This window comes from Cytobacillus sp. ABV4_503 (genome assembly GCF_056158445.1).
Genome location: NZ_JBSWTH010000001.1, coordinates 4,088,926 through 4,106,364 on the forward strand (window position 1 = coordinate 4,088,926; position 17,439 = coordinate 4,106,364).

At 42.5% G+C, this 17,439-nt stretch carries 20 protein-coding genes; 9 read left to right on the forward strand and 11 right to left on the reverse strand.

What is annotated here, in order from left to right; genetic code table 11:
* Positions 1–96: 96 nt before the first annotated feature.
* Both ald and ACXAD1_RS20615 read right to left on the reverse strand, forming a co-directional pair.
* Positions 97–1,227 carry an alanine dehydrogenase gene (gene ald, locus ACXAD1_RS20610; protein ID WP_206840353.1) on the reverse strand — a complete coding sequence of 377 codons (1,131 nt, stop codon included), beginning with the start codon at positions 1,225–1,227 and terminating at the stop codon, positions 97–99.
* A gap of 117 nt (positions 1,228–1,344) precedes the next feature.
* Entirely contained in the window at positions 1,345–2,601 is a 1,257-nt protein-coding gene (locus ACXAD1_RS20615; protein ID WP_474910864.1) for a PucR family transcriptional regulator, read from the reverse strand.
* Positions 2,602–2,879: 278 nt separating this feature from the next.
* Between ACXAD1_RS20615 and ACXAD1_RS20620 the strand changes: the two genes are divergently transcribed.
* On the forward strand, positions 2,880–4,289 hold the full coding sequence (locus tag ACXAD1_RS20620) for an alanine/glycine:cation symporter family protein (RefSeq protein WP_474910865.1): 1,410 nt from the start codon (positions 2,880–2,882) through the stop codon (positions 4,287–4,289).
* A 143-nt stretch (positions 4,290–4,432) separates the two neighbouring features.
* On the opposite strand, the gene ACXAD1_RS20625 is transcribed toward ACXAD1_RS20620, so the two are convergent.
* Positions 4,433–4,684, reverse strand: coding sequence for a hypothetical protein (locus ACXAD1_RS20625; RefSeq protein WP_206840350.1), 252 nt, complete (start codon positions 4,682–4,684; stop codon positions 4,433–4,435).
* A 178-nt stretch (positions 4,685–4,862) separates the two neighbouring features.
* Between ACXAD1_RS20625 and ACXAD1_RS20630 the strand changes: the two genes are divergently transcribed.
* From ACXAD1_RS20630 to ACXAD1_RS20650, 5 genes are all read left to right on the forward strand, one after another.
* A complete protein-coding gene (locus ACXAD1_RS20630; protein WP_206840349.1) occupies positions 4,863–5,636 on the forward strand; it encodes an SDR family oxidoreductase in 774 nt (257 codons plus the stop codon).
* A 45-nt stretch (positions 5,637–5,681) separates the two neighbouring features.
* Complete coding sequence (locus ACXAD1_RS20635) at positions 5,682–6,035, forward strand: hypothetical protein (protein WP_244671203.1); 354 nt, start codon at positions 5,682–5,684, stop codon at positions 6,033–6,035.
* Positions 6,036–7,064, forward strand: a complete 1,029-nt coding sequence (locus ACXAD1_RS20640; RefSeq protein ID WP_474910866.1) for an alpha/beta fold hydrolase — start codon at positions 6,036–6,038, stop codon at positions 7,062–7,064.
* Positions 7,065–7,394: 330 nt separating this feature from the next.
* Complete coding sequence (locus ACXAD1_RS20645) at positions 7,395–7,925, forward strand: phosphatase PAP2 family protein (RefSeq protein ID WP_370223735.1); 531 nt, start codon at positions 7,395–7,397, stop codon at positions 7,923–7,925.
* A gap of 100 nt (positions 7,926–8,025) precedes the next feature.
* Positions 8,026–8,547, forward strand: a complete 522-nt coding sequence (locus ACXAD1_RS20650) for a MerR family transcriptional regulator (protein WP_206840345.1) — start codon at positions 8,026–8,028, stop codon at positions 8,545–8,547.
* 40 nt (positions 8,548–8,587) lie between these two features.
* Here the strand turns inward: ACXAD1_RS20650 and ACXAD1_RS20655 are convergent, their stop codons facing one another.
* From ACXAD1_RS20655 to ACXAD1_RS20670, 4 genes are all read right to left on the reverse strand, one after another.
* Positions 8,588–9,184 carry a sulfite oxidase-like oxidoreductase gene (locus ACXAD1_RS20655; RefSeq protein WP_206840344.1) on the reverse strand — a complete coding sequence of 199 codons (597 nt, stop codon included), beginning with the start codon at positions 9,182–9,184 and terminating at the stop codon, positions 8,588–8,590.
* Positions 9,185–9,280: 96 nt separating this feature from the next.
* A complete protein-coding gene (locus ACXAD1_RS20660; protein WP_370223732.1) occupies positions 9,281–10,591 on the reverse strand; it encodes a Na+/H+ antiporter family protein in 1,311 nt (436 codons plus the stop codon).
* A gap of 311 nt (positions 10,592–10,902) precedes the next feature.
* Positions 10,903–12,405, reverse strand: coding sequence for a leucyl aminopeptidase (locus ACXAD1_RS20665; RefSeq protein ID WP_370223731.1), 1,503 nt, complete (start codon positions 12,403–12,405; stop codon positions 10,903–10,905).
* A gap of 90 nt (positions 12,406–12,495) precedes the next feature.
* A complete protein-coding gene (locus ACXAD1_RS20670; RefSeq protein ID WP_206840341.1) occupies positions 12,496–12,873 on the reverse strand; it encodes a DUF309 domain-containing protein in 378 nt (125 codons plus the stop codon).
* A gap of 134 nt (positions 12,874–13,007) precedes the next feature.
* On the opposite strand from ACXAD1_RS20670, the gene ACXAD1_RS20675 reads away from it, so the two are divergent.
* The 3 genes from ACXAD1_RS20675 to ACXAD1_RS20685 all read left to right on the forward strand — a co-directional run bounded on the left by ACXAD1_RS20675 (position 13,008) and on the right by ACXAD1_RS20685 (position 15,078).
* Positions 13,008–13,673 carry a hypothetical protein gene (locus tag ACXAD1_RS20675; RefSeq protein ID WP_370223730.1) on the forward strand — a complete coding sequence of 222 codons (666 nt, stop codon included), beginning with the start codon at positions 13,008–13,010 and terminating at the stop codon, positions 13,671–13,673.
* Positions 13,674–13,800: 127 nt separating this feature from the next.
* Positions 13,801–14,277, forward strand: coding sequence for a divergent PAP2 family protein (locus ACXAD1_RS20680; RefSeq protein WP_206840339.1), 477 nt, complete (start codon positions 13,801–13,803; stop codon positions 14,275–14,277).
* A gap of 15 nt (positions 14,278–14,292) precedes the next feature.
* A complete protein-coding gene (locus ACXAD1_RS20685) occupies positions 14,293–15,078 on the forward strand; it encodes a cobalamin-binding protein (RefSeq protein WP_206840337.1) in 786 nt (261 codons plus the stop codon).
* 51 nt (positions 15,079–15,129) lie between these two features.
* Here the strand turns inward: ACXAD1_RS20685 and ACXAD1_RS20690 are convergent, their stop codons facing one another.
* From ACXAD1_RS20690 to ACXAD1_RS20705, 4 genes are all read right to left on the reverse strand, one after another.
* Positions 15,130–15,846, reverse strand: coding sequence for a 3D domain-containing protein (locus ACXAD1_RS20690; RefSeq protein WP_206840336.1), 717 nt, complete (start codon positions 15,844–15,846; stop codon positions 15,130–15,132).
* A gap of 192 nt (positions 15,847–16,038) precedes the next feature.
* The gene (locus ACXAD1_RS20695; RefSeq protein WP_206840335.1) at positions 16,039–16,362 is read right to left on the reverse strand and encodes a YuiB family protein; all 324 of its coding nucleotides are present in this window, start codon (positions 16,360–16,362) and stop codon (positions 16,039–16,041) included.
* 259 nt (positions 16,363–16,621) lie between these two features.
* Positions 16,622–16,747, reverse strand: coding sequence for a YuiA family protein (locus ACXAD1_RS20700; RefSeq protein WP_019380032.1), 126 nt, complete (start codon positions 16,745–16,747; stop codon positions 16,622–16,624).
* 159 nt (positions 16,748–16,906) lie between these two features.
* Positions 16,907–17,398, reverse strand: coding sequence for an NUDIX domain-containing protein (locus tag ACXAD1_RS20705; RefSeq protein WP_370223728.1), 492 nt, complete (start codon positions 17,396–17,398; stop codon positions 16,907–16,909).
* Between the last annotated feature and the right edge of the window lie 41 nt (positions 17,399–17,439).

The window sequence follows — 17,439 nt, forward strand, 5'->3', positions numbered from 1 at the left end:
CGATGGCGCCTGGAGCTAGACAGCACTAGATAAGCGGAAACAACTATGCATAAAACAAAATCCCCTTAGCCTCTGGCCAAGGGGATTTAAGATCTATTAGTTAGCTGCTTTTACTTTAGCAAATGCATCTTCGACAGAAACATACTCATAGCCAAGATCTTTCGCAACCGCTGGGTATGTGATGCTGCCGTTTACAACGTTAACGCCAAGCTTAAGTGCTGCATTGTCTTCAATAGCTTTAATAACGCCTTTGTTTGCAATCTGCAGCGCGTAGTTGATTGTAACGTTTGTAAGAGCAATTGTAGATGTTCTTGGTACGGCACCAGGCATGTTCGCAACAGCATAGTGAACAACGCCATGCTTATCGTAAGTTGGGTTGTCATGAGTTGTAATGTGATCAACTGTTTCAAAAATACCGCCCTGGTCAATCGCCACGTCAACTACTACTGAACCAGGCTTCATTGTCTTAATCATTTCTTCTGTTACAAGCTTAGGCGCTTTAGCTCCTGGGATTAGAACCGCACCAATTACCAGGTCAGCATCTTTAACAGCTTGTGCAATGTTGAAAGGATTAGACATTAAAGTTTGGATGCTGTTTCCGAAGATATCGTCAAGCTGGCGCAGACGTTCCGGGCTTAAGTCGATAATCGTAACTTGTGCGCCAAGCCCGATTGCCATTTTCGCTGCGTTGATTCCAACTACACCGCCGCCAATGATGGTAACTTTTCCGCGTGAAACGCCTGGAACACCTGCCAGAAGAATACCCATACCGCCATTTGTCTTCTGGAGGAATTGAGCTCCAATTTGAGCAGACATGCGTCCTGCAACTTCACTCATTGGAGTAAGAAGAGGCAATGTGCGGTTTACTTCTACTGTTTCATAGGCGATAGCTGTAACACCTTTTTCAGTTAATGCTTTTGCAAGCTCTGGCTCTGCTGCAAGGTGAAGGTATGTGAAAAGTACCAAACCTTCACGGAAATAACCATACTCTGAAGCTAGAGGCTCTTTAACCTTCATAACCATTTCAGCAGCCCATGCCTCTGCAGCAGTATCTACGATAACAGCTCCTACTTCTGTATAATCTTCATTTGTGAAACCGCTTCCAATTCCTGCATCGATTTCTACAAATACTTTATGTCCGGCTTTTACTAATGCGTCAACGCTTGCTGGTGTTGCAGCAACACGGTTTTCGTTATTTTTAATCTCTTTAGGTACTCCAATAATCATGGAAAAATCCCCTTTCAATCTATCAAATATGATATTTACTATTGACAGTATAATAATTTTAATAAAGCGCTGTCATTGTTGAATCGGTAAAATAAAAGAGCCTCCATTTGTGAAAATCTACAAATGGGGGCTCTTCTTTTCGATTCTCCGGATTTTAAGTTCAAGATATAATGAAAGTTTTGTATTTGTATTCTTCAAATCAACTTCCCCGATATCGGTTATCCTCTTTAAGCGATAATTCAAAGTATTCATATGGATATGCAGCTTTTTAGCTGTTTCATTCACATTGCTGTCATGATCAATGAAGGCTTCCAGAGTAGTGAGCAGATTGGTCCGATGCTCAAGATCGTATTTGTTAAGCTTTTCGATAGCCGGATGCTCATATGGTTCCAGCCGTTTCTTTTCGAGTATGGCATCAAGATAGCGGAAAATGCCAAGCTGCTGATAGCTATAGACATGATGGATCTCTTCCGGAAATTGTTCTTTAAGACGCAGGACCTGCAGTGCCTCCTGATAGCTTTTTTCAACTTTCTCATAGTGCTGATAAGTTGTTCCAGTTGCCCCGCTAATATGATCAATGTTAAATCGTGTCTTCATTTGATCAATGAAAAAATGGATGAAGTCTATAAAAGCATTTTCGGAAAGAGCAGGTTCCGGCGGCGCAGCCAGTATAATAAATTCATTTCCCATCGCTGCATGAAAGGTTATATGAACCTTTTGGCTCGTCGTGATCAGATAAATGATATTTTGTTCTATTTTAGAGGTAACTTCTTCTTTAAACCTAAAGACAAGTACAGCAAACGGCGTTGGCGGTTTAATGCTTAAGTCCTCAAATCTTTCTGCGATTTCATCATGAGTATGGAAATGGCCGGTTAACAGTTCCCAGAAAAAATCCCGGTATCCCTCAGCTCTTTTTTTCTTTTGGGCGTTTAATCTCAGCATTTCCGTCCTTGCAGACTTTGCAGCAAGCTTTAGCAGGTTCAGCTTGCTTTCTGTTAACAGGGCTTCTTCTTCGACTGCCCAAATGTAGCCTAATACTTCATTATGATTGCGTATGGAAATGGCTACCCGATTTCCCAGCCCTATTTCCTTTATTTCAGGGATTCTAAGTGGTTCTCCGCTTTGCATCAGCTGAGGAATCACACGTTCTTTCCATAAACGATTGATCACCTTTTCAGGAACCTTTCTGCTGATGATTGTTGCGATTCTCGCGGTATCTGTCTGGTCATCATGTGTACTGTAGGCCAGCAGGCGATGGTTAACATCTTCTATTGTAACAGGGCATTCCAGGACATCGCGAATCTTATCTACCAATTCCTCCAGATCACTAAATGCCCTCTTAAACGGATCTTTTTCCATTTTATCATCACCCAATCGTAAAACTCCTTTAAACGCCAATTCACTTTTTCTATCCTATTATATTATACCTCAATCCCAACCTGCACTCTACCAAAGCCATCAAGCCATTCGACATATTTCGCTCGGTGCCCGACCTCCTTTTTTAAAAAATTGCTAATAGTTTTACTTCTCCCATTTGACTTGAAGTTATATTCAGATAATTTTACAATAGGACATGTTCACAAAAAAAGCATATAATAATAGTTTTGTTCACAGCAATTGAAAGCGTTAACATATAGGAGGCGATGGAATTTATGCTTGAGACGCTTAATAAAATTAACGGGGTGCTCTGGGGCACACCAAGTTTGATTTTGCTTTTTGGTACTGGTGTTCTTTTAACATTCATGCTGAAGGGCCTTCAATTCAGAAGGCTGATATATGCGTTTAAATTAGGGTTTACCAGAGAAGGACAGGCTGGATCTAATGATGAGGGTGATGTCAGTAACTTTAAGGCGCTTATGACAGCCCTCGCAGCAACAATTGGCAATGGTAATATCGCCGGGGTTGCCACTGCGATTACACTTGGAGGACCAGGGGCCATCTTCTGGATGTGGATTGTTGGCCTGCTGGGAATGGCAACCAAATATGCCGAAGCCTTGCTGGCAATGAAATACCGGGTGAAGAACGCAAATGGCGAGTACTCCAGCGGACCAATGTATTATGTTGAACGCGGTCTTGGCAAAAAGTTCAAATGGCTTGCAGTTGCATTTGCAATCTTTGGAGCATTTGCAGCACTTGGAATCGGAAACAGTGTTCAATCGAATACGATTGCAGCAGTTATGGATACTTCATTCGGAATTAATAATTGGATTACAGGTGTCATTCTTGCTGTACTGGCTGCTTTAATCATTTTTGGAGGCATTCAGCGTATTAGTACAGTTGCTGGATTCTTTGTACCAGTCATGGCGGTTCTTTATATTGGCGGTGCTTTAATTATTCTGGCTGTTAATTATGATCAAATTATTCCTGGTTTCCAGACTATCTTCTACTATGCCTTCAATCCGGTTGCAGCGACTGGCGGTTTTGTCGGTGTTGTAGTATCTGAAGCGATCAAGAATGGTGTTTCAAGGGGTATTTTCTCTAACGAAGCCGGTCTTGGTACCGCAGCGTTAATCGCAGGCAACGCGAAGACAGACCACCCTGTAAAACAGGCTCTTGTTGCGATGACTGGCACATTTATTGTGACAATCGTTGTTTGTACGATGACTGGACTGGTGCTTATCATGACTGGCTTCTGGGATACAACAGGAGGATTGATCTCTGGTGTGGCGCACGATGGCAGCCTTGACGGCGGGGCATTAACAAGTGCAGCCTTTACTCATGTCCTTGGAACAGCGGGTGAATATATCGTTGCATTCTCTGTTATATTCTTCGGTTTCTCAACAATCGTCGGCTGGTATGTATACGGCGAAAAATGCTTTGAGTACCTGGTTGGCACAAAAGGAATAATGGGATACCGTGCCATTTACATCTTTGCGACTGGAATTGGTGCGGTTGCCAACTTAACTACCGTTTGGGCCTTCGCTGACATGGCAAATGCATTAATGATGATTCCTAACTTAATTGCATTAATCCTTTTAAGCAAAGTGGTTGTTAAAGATACTAATGAATTCTTTGAAAACCACTATAAAGCAGCAAATAAGCAGCTTAAGAAAGCTGGCTGATAAGAAAAGCCCCAGGCGCCCGCTTATCGGAGCCCGGAGCCAGAAAATTATCGAAGTTCAAAGTTTTATACTTTCTTATTTTGTATATGTAAAACAAACACAGGTCCTGAATCTGTGTTTGTTTTTGGTTTTAAGCTGTGATACTAAAATATCTGCCGATGGAATAACGAACCTTCATTTTTATCGTGAATATAGGCAAATATTCGATAGTGATAGAGAAAATTGTCAGTTAATATTGCTTCTCCTTCAAAAGAATAAGCATCTATAAAAGCTTCAATTTTGTCTTCATCCTCTTCATCCCATACCCCGGTCAACCAGATTTTATAGGCAAGCTTGCTGTTTAAACCGTGATATCCGCTATCTTCAAATAGCTCCTCTATTTGCTCCCTTTCCACCTTTTAAGCCCCCCTCCTCTATATTATCCAGCCTTTTCTGTTTTTATCTTCCTTATACATTTTGGGACAAGGCAAATATACAATTTTAGCACCACATGGAGTTAACTTGTCTATACTATATCGAAGTCTATTTTATTCAGAAGGATTGATTTTTAAAAAGACTAAGGGAGGGATAACGATGAAATTGAACGAGTTATTTCATTTAGGCAATAAAACAGCAATTGTAACAGGAGGAGGCCGCGGACTCGGCGAGCAAATGGCAAATGCACTTGGGGAAGCAGGAGCAAATGTTGTCGTCTGCTCACGAAGCATTGAAGCATGTGAGCATGTAAGAAAAAGCCTTGAAGCAAAGGGAGTTAAATCTCTGGCGATTGAATGTGACATAACCAATGAGGAAGACATTCAAATGGTCATCAGCAAGACCTTAGAGACATTTGGAAGCATTGATATTCTCATTAATAATAGCGGAACATCCTGGGTTGCGCCATTTCTTGAACTGCCTGCTGATAAATGGGACAAAGTCATGAATGTGAATCTAAAGGGACTGTTTTTATTTTCACAGGCTGCGGCAAAAGTGATGACGAAGCAGGGCAGCGGCAAAATCATCAATATTTCTTCAGTAAATGGATTGAGGGGTACTCATTCCGCATTTCTTGATGCAGTGGCCTACAGTACAAGTAAAGGAGCTGTTATCGCACTTACGAAGGATTTAGCTGTAAAATTAGCACCTGCCGGCATTCAAGTGAATGCTATTGCTCCCGGCTTCTTCCCTACCAGAATAACAAAGGTCCTGGAAAAATCGAGTTCAGTTATTCTCGGAAAAATTCCTGCCGGAAGATTTGGAAGTGAACATGACTTAAAAGGAGCTGCTGTCTTCTTATCATCCAAAGCGTCTGATTACGTGACAGGGCAGGTTCTAGTCGTAGATGGAGGAATGACAGTGTCACTCTAAGTCCGTTGATTTCCCTGGATTGACTTCATAGAAAGGAGAATGTTTATGTCTATTAACCATACTGAAGCCCTATTACAGGCAATAAAAAAGGTAGGGACAAAAGTGGAAAGAGAACTGAACGAATCCATTCAGAACTCTATTAACAAGGAAGAAATATTTAAAAATCTGATCACCCGTTCCGAGGTGACCGCTGCAAGCATGAAAAAACTCCAGGAAGCTATTGAGACACTATCCATCCCTCTTAATTTCCCTACCAAGACAGACGTGGCAAACGCAGCAAAATTAACTGTGCAGGCTGAAGAAAAAATGGATCTGATTGACGAAAAAGTCATTGCATTGGCTCAATCAGTAGAAGAAATAAAAAAAGCACTTGGCAGCAGTGAAAGCGCGGGAAAATAAATGGCACAACATACCGCTTCCAAAAAACTGCATGGATTCTTTAAGACCATGGTTCAGCCCGATCCGGAGATTCATTTAACTCCCAGGACTGCTGTCTGGAAAAAAAACAAGGCAACGCTCTGGCACTATGCCCCTTCCAGTAAAAAATACAGAATTCCGGTGTTCCTGGTTTATTCGCTTGTCAATCAGCCATTTATTTTAGATCTGGGGCCGCAAAGCAGTTTAATCGAAGCTTTGGCTAACAGCGGGTACGATGTCTATCTGCTGGATTTCGGGACTCCCGGTTATGAGGATAAAGACATTACGATGAATGACTATATTACGGAATACATCCAAAAGGGAGTAAAAAGAGCTTTATATCACGCCAGAGCAGAGGAAATAACCGTAATGGGCTTTTGCCTGGGCGGCACTTTTACAGCCATTTATGCGGCCATTGCGGAGGAGCCGGTCAAAAACTTAGTATTGTCTGTCTCACCAGTTGATTTCAGCACCGTGCCTGTCTTTGATAAATGGGCAGAAGAATTGCGGAATGGAGGAGGCAGCATGGATTCCATTTTTGATGCATGGGGACTTATCCCCGCCTTTGCCATCAAATCTGGTATGCGGCTATTTACTTCACCCGTTTATTACTCTCCTTATTTATCGCTGCTGGCGAGGGGCGACGATGAAGCATACGCATCCAGGTGGAAACGGTTTAACACCTGGACCAATGGCCATATTCCATTTGCCGGGGCAGCGCTGAAGCAAATCAATCATGATCTTGCAAAAGAAAATAAGCTTGTGAAGGGCACATTAACCATCGGTGATAAGAAGGCTGTTCTCAGTGCTATTAAAGCTAATTTACTCGCTGTTGCTTCGGATAATGATCGCCTTGTTCCAAAAGAGCAGATTCTTCCGGTCATGGACCTCGTGTCAAGCGCTGATAAAACTTTTCATCTGCTTCAGGGGGGACATGCCAACCTTACTTCAGAAGGAAAAGTTCCTGACTACATGGACAAATGGCTGTCATCAAGATCAGGACAAATATAATATTCCATTCCCCTGCATCTGCAGGGGATTCACGTTTAAAGGAGGTATCTTAATGACTTTCTGGAATTACCCAAATTATATTATAAGCGGCCATACCATCAGTGCCTATATGGGTTTCGCTTCATTTGTGTTTAAAGATTTATTCTATGTGTAGGCTTTTAAAACCATGCAGCTGCTGCATGGTTTTATTTTTTTAATGTCTTTACTGAAATTGTGTTTTTAAGTGCAGATTTGCAAATAATAAGATAATGAACAAAAGTTTGAAGTCCCTCCCAAAAGAGAGCCTGACAGCAGGAATAAGCCTAATGACAAGAGCAAAGGAGACTACTAATGGACATGAAGATTTTCAAGGCAATCAACCGGTTGTCCGGACGTATTGCTTTCATGGACTTTTTAATGATTCTTTTATCAAATAGGGCAAGGTATTTATTTTTATTTGTACTGGGATGCATGTGGCTGGCAAAAGGCCCCTCCAAAACAGCCGCTAAAAAAGCGGCTGCAGCTTCCCTGATCGCTATCCTGGTAAACAAGATCATTAAAATTTGTTATTTTAAGCCCCGCCCCTTCATAAAAAACAAGATTGGCATATTGATCCCAGCCAAAAGAGATTCCAGTTTTCCAAGCAAACATACAGTGGTGTCATTTGCTGCCTCTATCGTCATTTTTTACGGCAATCGATTTTTAGGTCGTATTTTGCTGTGGGTTTCAGCCCTTACAGGCTTCGCGCGTATCTGGGCTGGCCACCATTACCCTTCTGATGTAATAGGCGGCGCCCTAATTGGCGGCGCAATAGGCTGGATGACAGAAAAATGTCTATATATGAATTCAAAATCCGTAAATCAGGATGATAAAAAAATGTAAAATCCGCACTATCTTTGCCGAAAGAAAACTTGTTTTGTCAGCCTGGAAGGACTTCCCGTTATCCGGATAGAATCCATTGTGAAAACGGGAGGGGATCAGAATGAACACAAGTGCTGCTGCCAAATTGTTAGGAGTTTCGCCAAGCACTATTCAGCGATGGGTTAAACAACTGGGACTCCGGACGGAACGCAATGAACTAGGCCATTACTTATTTACGGAAGAAGATATTAACCTGCTTAAGCAGGTGCAGGATCAGCTTAACCAGGGGATTATATTGCAGGACGTTACGGTAAATGGCAAAAAGGCCAGAAAAGGTACGGTTCAGGGAGAAACAGCGGAACCAGCCATGGAGAAAATATATTTGAAGATCAGTGAGCTTGAACAGCGGCTGAACGGAAAAGCGGATGATGTTGTCTCCTATCAGCTGCTGCAGCACCGCAGCGAAATAGAAGAGCTGCAAAAAGAGAATGCACGCCTGCTCAAACGGATTGAGGTTCTTGAAGCCAGGACTGCTGTAAAAAGCCGAAGCATCCCCGCTGACACCCTTTTGGTTTTTGATCAGGAGAAGCCCAGGAAGAAATTGAAAAAGAAAAATATTTTTACTATGCTATTCGGGTTTTAAAAGGCAATAAAGCGTTACGTGATGTAACGCTTTATGCTGATTAATCATCCCAGCTGAATCGCTGCTCACGGAAGGGGTCACCATAGTTATGATAGCCGTTTTTCTCCCAAAATCCAGGCTTGTCAATTTCAGAAAACTCGATGCCTCTAATCCACTTTGCGCTTTTCCAAAAATAAAGATGCGGAATCACGGCTCTTAGTGGAAACCCATGTTCAGGAGTCAGGAGCTCACCGTTATGGGTATGGGCAAGCAGACTTGTGCTTTTTAAAAAATCTTTAATGGGGAGGTTCGTTGTCCAACCTTCTTCCGCATGGAGGATTACAAATTGTGCGGTTTCTTTTACACCTGCCTGCCTGGCAATTTCAGCGGCGGAGACTCCCTCCCAAACGTTATCAAGCTTTGACCAGCCCGTAACACAGTGGATATCATTTTTGTACTGTGTCTGAGGAAGGTTCATTACCTCCTCATGCGAAAAGGATAATTCCTTTTCCACTTCCCCAAATATCTGCAGACTCCATTCCTGCATATCCTTATAATGCGGAACATTTCCATAGTGCAGTACAGGAAAGGCAGTCGTAACATTTTGATTTGGCGGTACCCGGCTTGAGGCCGGTTTTCTGATTTTCCCAAAATACACTGAAGCCACCTCAGTTCTTTTTCCTTTATCGTACCCTAGTTTACGAACTGATAAAAGCAGTGAGAAAGCAGCCCCCTTTATGGAAGCTGCTTAAAATTATAAGATAATTGCCGCCAGCCATCCAAACAGGATGAGCGGAATGTTGTAGTGAAGGAATGTTGGCACACAAGTATCCCATATGTGATTGTGCTGTCCATCTGCATTCAAGCCTGCTGTAGGCCCCAATGTACTATCTGACGCAGGCGAACCGGCATCTCCAAGAGCAGCGGCGGTCCCTACTAGAGCAATAGTTGCCATCGGACTGAAGCCAACCTCTAGTGCAAGCGGCACAAATATGGTTGCAATAATCGGGATGGTTGAGAATGAAGATCCAATCCCCATTGTAACAAGTAAGCCGACAAGAAGCATAAGCAATGCAGCTAGTGATTTATTATCACCGATGATTCCTGCCGCCTGTTCAACAAGGCTTTCAACATCGCCTGTTTCTTTTAAAACATCTGCAAATCCAAATGCAGCCAGCATAACAAATCCAATAAATGCCATCATCTTCATGCCCTCTGTTAAAAGCTGATCTGCCTCGTTCCATTTGATAGCTCCGCTGATATAAATAACTAAAATACCTGTCAGCGCCCCAAAGATCATTGAATCCAGCTGCAGCTGTACAATGAGAGCTGCTGCAATCGCAATGAGAGAAAAAATAATGCTCTTTTTTGAATAGTTGCCTTTCTCCGTCTCCATTAATTCTGATGGGCGATAATCCCTTTTTTTACGGTAAACAAATAATGCAGCTAAAAGACCAGCTGCCATGCCGGCTACAGGAATAAGCATGGCTTTCGGGATGTCTGCCATTTCCACAGCCAATCCGCTATTCTCCATATTTTCCGCGAGTATTCCGTGGAAAATTTGGCCAAATCCCGCAGGAAGCAGTATATACGGAGCTGTTAAACCAAATGTCAATACAGATGCGATCAGCCGGCGGTCCATTTCGAGCTCATTCATAACCTTCAATAAAGGGGGAATTAATATCGGAATAAACGCAATATGAATTGGAATCAGATTCTGAGAAAAAATAGACATTAATAAAATAGAAAATATGATAAGTGCCTTTGATAAGGTTTTCCCTCTGGATTCCCCGTCTTTTCCGACCTTTGCCAGAACCCATTCCACTAATAGATTCGGAAGTCCGGCTGCGGAAATGGCTAAGGCAAATCCGCCCAATAACGCATAACTTAATGCAACCTCTGCACTGCCGCCGAGCCCATTTGAAAAAACTTCAATTGTTTTATCTATGCTTAAACCGCCTGCCAGCCCGCCTGCCAATGCTCCAGCCACTAGGGCCAGAACCACATTGACACGCAAAAGGCTGAGAACAAGCATAATCAAAACTGCAAGTATAACTGCATTCATGATGATACCCTCTTTCTGTACTTATATCCCATTACTTTACTCCGCTAAATTGGTAGAGAACTAAAACACAAGTATTAAACTATCATACTTCCACTTTTCGTGTCAATGATTTTGGGGAGATTCGAAAATGGGAGTTTGCGCCAGACGCTGTTTTCGCCGGTATTTTTTAGGAATTGGGCGGATAAATTGAGGGTTTTGGCCGGTATTTCAGGTTAACCGGCGGGTAAAGTTCATTTTCACCGTTCCATTGAGAATTCAAGCTAAAAAACTGCAAAAAAACTCCGGATTTCTCCGGAGTTCTGAATTCATCGTTAGTTTGCTTCAAACCTTTCAACCAGCAGTGCCAATGTACGCACCATAACGCCTGTCGCGCCGTCTGGTCCAAGATCATGGCTTTTGGCTGTTGTGGCTGTACCTGCAATATCAAGATGCACCCATGGTGTGTTTTCGGCAAATTCACCTACAAATCCTCCGCCCATAATGGCATGGCCGGCACGTCCAGGCGAATTGTTCAGGTCCGCAACCTTGCTGCTTCTGATTCTTTCTTTATCTTTTTCAAAAAGAGGCAGACGCCAGATTGGTTCGCCAGCTTCATAGGATGCTTCCAGCACCTGCTCAAACCACTCTTCATTATTGGTTAATGCACCAGTTGTTTCTTCCCCCAGTGCAACGATGACACCGCCAGTCAGAGTTGCAACATCCACCAGGTAATCTGCTCCATGATGCTTTGCATATGTGACCGCATCAGCAAGAGCCAAACGCCCTTCTGCATCCGTGTTAAGGACTTCAATGGTTTTCCCGCTCATGGATGTTATGATATCATCCGGCTTAAAAGCTGTTCCGCTCACCATATTATCTGTAGAAGGAATAACAGCGACAACATTTTGTTCAGGCTTCAGTTCGCCGATGACTTCCATTGCGCCAAGCACAGCGGCTGCACCGCCCATGTCGGTTTTCATCCCGACAATGCCGTCTTTCGGCTTAAGGGAATAGCCTCCTGTATCAAAGGTAATTCCTTTGCCCACCAGGCCGATGACATCCTTCCATTCCTCCTTGCCCTGATATTTAATGACAATCATCTTAGGAGGCTCTGCTGATCCCTGATTAACTGCCAGAAGAGCACCCATGCCAAGCTTAAGCATATCTTCTTTTTCAAGGATTTCCACTTCAAATCCGTATCTCCATGCCAGTTCAGAAGAGTAATTTGCCAGATCAGTGGCAGTCAGCATATTGCCTGGCAGGTTAACTAATGTACGGGCTGAGTTCGTTCCTTTCCCGTGGGCATACCCTACAGTAAGGGAGGCCTTTACATCTTCCTCATCTGCGGCTTCACAAAAAACGGCAATACTTTCAACTTCCTTTTCGGGTTCGTTCGACTTCTGTTTGTAATCTTCAAATTTATAGGTGGAAAGAGCAAACGCCTCGCTGGCTGCATGGGCTGCATCAAGCGCATCAACATTTCCTCCAATAAATGTATCAAGGTAAACACCCGCATTTTGAAGCCTGGACGATTTCACTTCCTTGAATGCCCTGCCCAATGCTTCACGCAACTCTTCAAAGCTGAATTCTTTTTCTTTTCCTAGGCCGACTGTAATTAATCGTTTAGGCCCGATTTTTCCAAAAGTATGTATTTTTGCAATGGCTTTTTTCTTGGCAGAAATATCCCCGCTTTTCACCAGTTCTGTCAGCTGGCCGTCAAATTGGTCATCTGCACGGGCCAGCACACCTTCAAACCTGGCTGGTTTATCGAAGACACCAACAATCAGGCATTCCTGTTCGGCTGAGAAGTCAAACTCTTTCTTTACTGAAAACATTCTCGCACCCCCATAATATATTTTTCATCTTATTATATCGAAAATATTAAATTATTTCGACTATCTAATTTTATGATGTTTCTGCTCTTGCTAATCTTCCAAATATAGCACCAGCTGCGGCAGTTTAGGAAGAGTTTCTATCATTTCAAATGGGATCCGATCGATATCTTCCGGAAAAATAGAGAGGCATTCTTCAATAAATCCATACACATGCTCAAGATTAATCCCCCAGTGTTTTGGCCGGTAAGACTGCAAGTATTCCTGTGCCGCCTGCATCATCAGCCTTGCTCCTTTGACATTGCCGTATTCATAATGATAGATGCTGACACTCATTTGCAGCAGGCCTTTCAAAAATAGATTGCCTTTGTCAGTCATCCATATTTCCTCAAGAAGATCATGGCATGTGTAATAGTCACCTTCATTGAAACTGACAAAGAATTCGTAATATTCAAGAGGATAATCTTCCATGAAATCACCCCATGTTCAGAACTTCCTATCACTTTCATTTTAACAAAAACGAAAGTGATTATCCTATATGTACAATCCTTAAGTATATTCTTTAATTATTGGGTAAAGAAAATAGAGACAGAAAGGAGAATGATATGGATCCTCTATTATTTGCAGCCTTTGCAGCGGGATATATCCTGCTATTCTTCTGGGCGCTATGTGCTGCAAAAGACAATGGCTCCATTAGTGCTGCTTTCCTGCTTCCTGTTCTTCTCGGGTTAATTTACGATAACGCTATTCTGGCTGCCGGCCGTTTTATCGGGGAGGGCAATATTTTAAAGCATCTGAATTATGCCCGTTTTTGGATACACGCTTTTTTCACCCCACTGCTTGTCCTTTACTCCTGGAAAACTTTAAAACAAGCAGATCTAGAATGGGCCAAAACAGGCACATCCAAATCGATGGCCTATTTGCTTACAGCAGGATTAATTATTCTGGAACTTGCTGCTGAAGTATTCGGACTTAATCTGGAACCAAAATGGGAATTTGGCGTTCTTAGTTATTCAGATTCAGAGACATCAGGAGGCCCTCCCCTTATGGTGCTGATTGTATCTGCTGTGCTGCTGGCGGCATCTGTTGTTGTTTGGCGCAAACAGGGCTGGTTCTGGTTTTTTTCCGGAACTGCATTGATGATTATCGGAAGCGCCATTGATATTCCAATTGAAAGTGAAGCTGCCATAAATGCCTTTGAATGGCTTCTTTTGTTTTCAATGACAGCAACAGCTTATTTTCAGAAAAAGCATCGATTAACAAAAACTTAAAATAGATCAGCTTGCAGGAAGGAACAATCTGTTGGAGAATATTAGTTAGTATAGCTTTCGGCAGTTCCGGTAAACTGCCTATTTGAAGCTGCAGCGGGAGTATCATACACTCAAGAGGTGGTCTCATATGGAATTATTGACGAATTTCCCTTTATGGTCTGCATTGGCAGCCATCTTCTTTGCCCAATTTGTAAAAGTACCCATTCAATTTATTGCCACCCGAAAAGTGGATTGGTCCCTTTTGACAAGTACTGGCGGAATGCCCAGCTCACACTCAGCAGCAGTAACTGCCCTTTCAACCGGAGTGGCACTAGAGACTGGAATAGACTCCGCTGTATTCGCTGTCTCAGCCGTATTTGCCATTATCACGATGTTTGATGCTACCGGAGTGCGACGCCAGGCTGGGGAACAGGCGATTGTATTAAACCAGCTTGTTGCCGACTTCAATAAATTTGTTGAAGAAGCAAAGACATGGCAGAAGAAAGAAGACCAAGAAAAACAGAAAGAATTGAAGGAGCTGCTGGGCCATAAGCCGATAGAAGTTCTATTTGGCGGCCTGACTGGAATCCTATTAACTTTAGGACTTCATTATTTATTTTCCTGAAGGTTGTGATTTGAAGTGAAAATCCTTTCCTTATGCCCAAGCAATACGGAATTAGTGGAATACTTGGGTTTTACTGATATGCTCGCGGGGGTGGACGATTATTCGGATTGGCCCGGCCAAATCTCCAAGCTGCCCCGGCTTGGCCCTGACTTGTCTATTAATATGGACAAAGTGGAAGAATTGAAGCCTGATCTTGTGCTCGCATCCCTTAGTGTACCCGGCATGGAAAAGAATGTAGCGGAGCTTGAAAAAAGGCAGATTCCCCACATTGTTTTAAATCCTCAAAGCCTGGCAGATATTGAACAGGACCTGGTTTTTGCAGCTGAAAAAATTGGGAAGCCTGAAAGAGGCATTTTGGCTGCTAAAGAGTTTGCTGCAAAAATAGAGGAACTTAAGCTCATCTCAAGCAGGATTGAAAAAAAACCTAGCCTCTATTGGGAATGGTGGCCCAAGCCCGTATTTACACCGGGCAAGGTCAATTGGCTGACGGAAATCAGTGAAATTGCCGGTGGAACGAATTTATTCAGGGATGTTGAGCTGGCAAGTATACAGACTGATTGGGAAGATGTCCTAAATCGCCAGCCTGATTATATCTGTCTCGCGTGGGTCGGTGTCAGAAGAGAAAAGGTAAATCCGGAAGTTATTCTGAAACGTCCAGGCTGGAGTGAAATGGAAGCAGTTAAGCAGAACAAAGTCCTGATTCTGGAAGAAGAACTTTTTTGCAGGCCATCACCACGCCTGATTGAAGGAGCTATCAAATTAGCTAAAAAAATTCATCCGCAGTCATTTTCAATGTTATAAAAATAAAGAGGCAAATCCGATTAGTTTCGCGGATTTGCCTGCATTCCGTAATTATTTTTTCTCAGATTTAATATATTGCTGTCTAAAAACCTGCATAGATTCATTTTCATTCAGTAACTTTAATTCTTCTTCCGTCAGGGTTCCATCGCCCATTTCAACGATGTAAACATCGAGCGTTTTCTTTCCCCAGTTATTGTAAACATCATCCACTGTTTCATAATAAAGGTCCAATTTATTCCCTTTAATGGCACCGCCCTTATCGGCTACAACACCATATCCATAATCAGGGATAAACAATATCGTTCCAATCGGAAAAACATTCAAATCTGCTGCGACGGTAGAGTATAAATCCCTTTTTACTTTAACACCTGAGTATGTAATACCAAAGGACGGATGATCCGGATTTTTGCCTGTCGACTCGTAAAATGCCGTATACCCAGTAGCTATTACTTGTTGTTTCTGATACTGTGACCAGTCAATCGATTCTTCCAGGGTCGGCGGCTGTTCACTTGCCACAACTTCACTTGCTGAAATCTTAGGCTCCAGACTCACTGCCTGCTTTAAAAACTTAAATGCTACGCCAACCGATTTTAATGTATGGTCAAACTTTGAATTTCCATCCTCGTCAGCTTGTTCAGCATCACTTTGATGCAGCTGAACAATTGATCTTGCATCCACTCCGGAAATCGAATGGAAAGTTGTCAATAACGCGCCAATAAATAAGGCTGACATTACCGAACGTTTCATCCATATTTTTAATTTGCTCATCTATTACACTCCTCCCAAAGTTATTCATTTCCCATCTTCGAGAGAAATATTCATAACTCAGGGGAGCGGCGGCCTCCGAGCATCCGTTTTCAGACAGGCTAAAGCCAGTGATACCATAGGCTTAGGCGATTTGATCACACTAATCAAAAAAAATAAAAAATCCCTGCCTTCAGCAGAGATTTCATAACCAATTTAAAACATCCGATATCCTTTTTTACGGAGCAGCCTAATCGTAATTCCAGCAACGATGGCGCCTGCCATTCCGCTGCTTAATATGAGGATGTCAGCCAGAGCGAGGCTGGACAATTCAACGCCAAGACTGGAAAACGATTCCCCCGGGTTTTGAAAATATTCAATAAAACGAACTTTATCAATGATAAAGATGGCGATAATAGGATAAATAATGGCCATGATCCAAGACATTCTTAACAGCATATTTAATATAAAACCTATCCCAAAAAACAGCACAAAAAATAGAAGCATCGAAATAGGCAAAACGAAAATCGTCATTTGCATGAACTTGTTTCCTCCCTTAGCACATCAATATTTAGTGTACTTTAATGTGGATTGGGGAGTCAACAAGAAAAGCGGAAGCGTCTTTCCCACTAAAAGATCGCAGATTAAGAACGCCACGTCCTGTGGCAACATCTGCATGACCCCCATCCTGGGGGCCTCCTCGAGGGGGCAGGCTGCTTGCGCTGGAAAGTTATCTAATTTCAGAATTTATGCTTTCTCCTTTGAAAAGAAAAACTTCGCATTCCGCGAAGTTTTTTGTTTATTCCTTTTTCTTTCCTGTACCGCCACAGCAGCTGCAAGTTTCAGATCCACCTAACAATAATTGGAAATACCCTTTCCCTGAACAATACATACACTCTTTATTTTCATAATTCTTAGCTGTCATTTCGTTCATCTCCTTTGAATTTCGTAACTGAATTTTCTGATAATATATCAAGGATATGAATAAATGAAAAGCTCCATATTTCATGAAAAACTATCGTTGGAAACGCATACAAGCACTGTTTGCTTCTAATTTCTCGTTCTATCTCTAAATTTCAGAAAATTATAAAAATAATTTATATGCTGTGTATCCGAAAGTATCTCCGGGATTAATGCCGTTAATCAAAGGCTTTATAGAGGAATCAGAAGAGTCTAATATGTATTTTAATAGAACTGATGCATCCGGATCATTGGCGAGCTCTTTCGGATCGCGATACTGCACGTCAAAAAGTTCACTTTCCTGAACTTTTAATGATTGTCCAGGTTCAGCCTCCAGTAAAAACAAAACCATATTATCGCTGACTTCCCCTTTGATGACGCCTGTACGCAATCCAAGCAAGCCTTTCACTGAACATTTGATTCCCGTCTCTTCTTCTACTTCACGAACTGCTGCTTCATCAGCAGTTTCGCCTGTTTCCACAAACCCTGCCGGCAGAGACCATTTGCCTTTAAGGCCTCCGTATTTCTTTTTAACGACCAGCCATTTGCCATCCGCGGAAATAACAAGCCCGGAAACCGCCAGCCAGACCTTTCCCCTTTTATGTTCGACTCCCATCCAAAAACCCCCTTTTACATAAATTCTACCACGAAAAATCT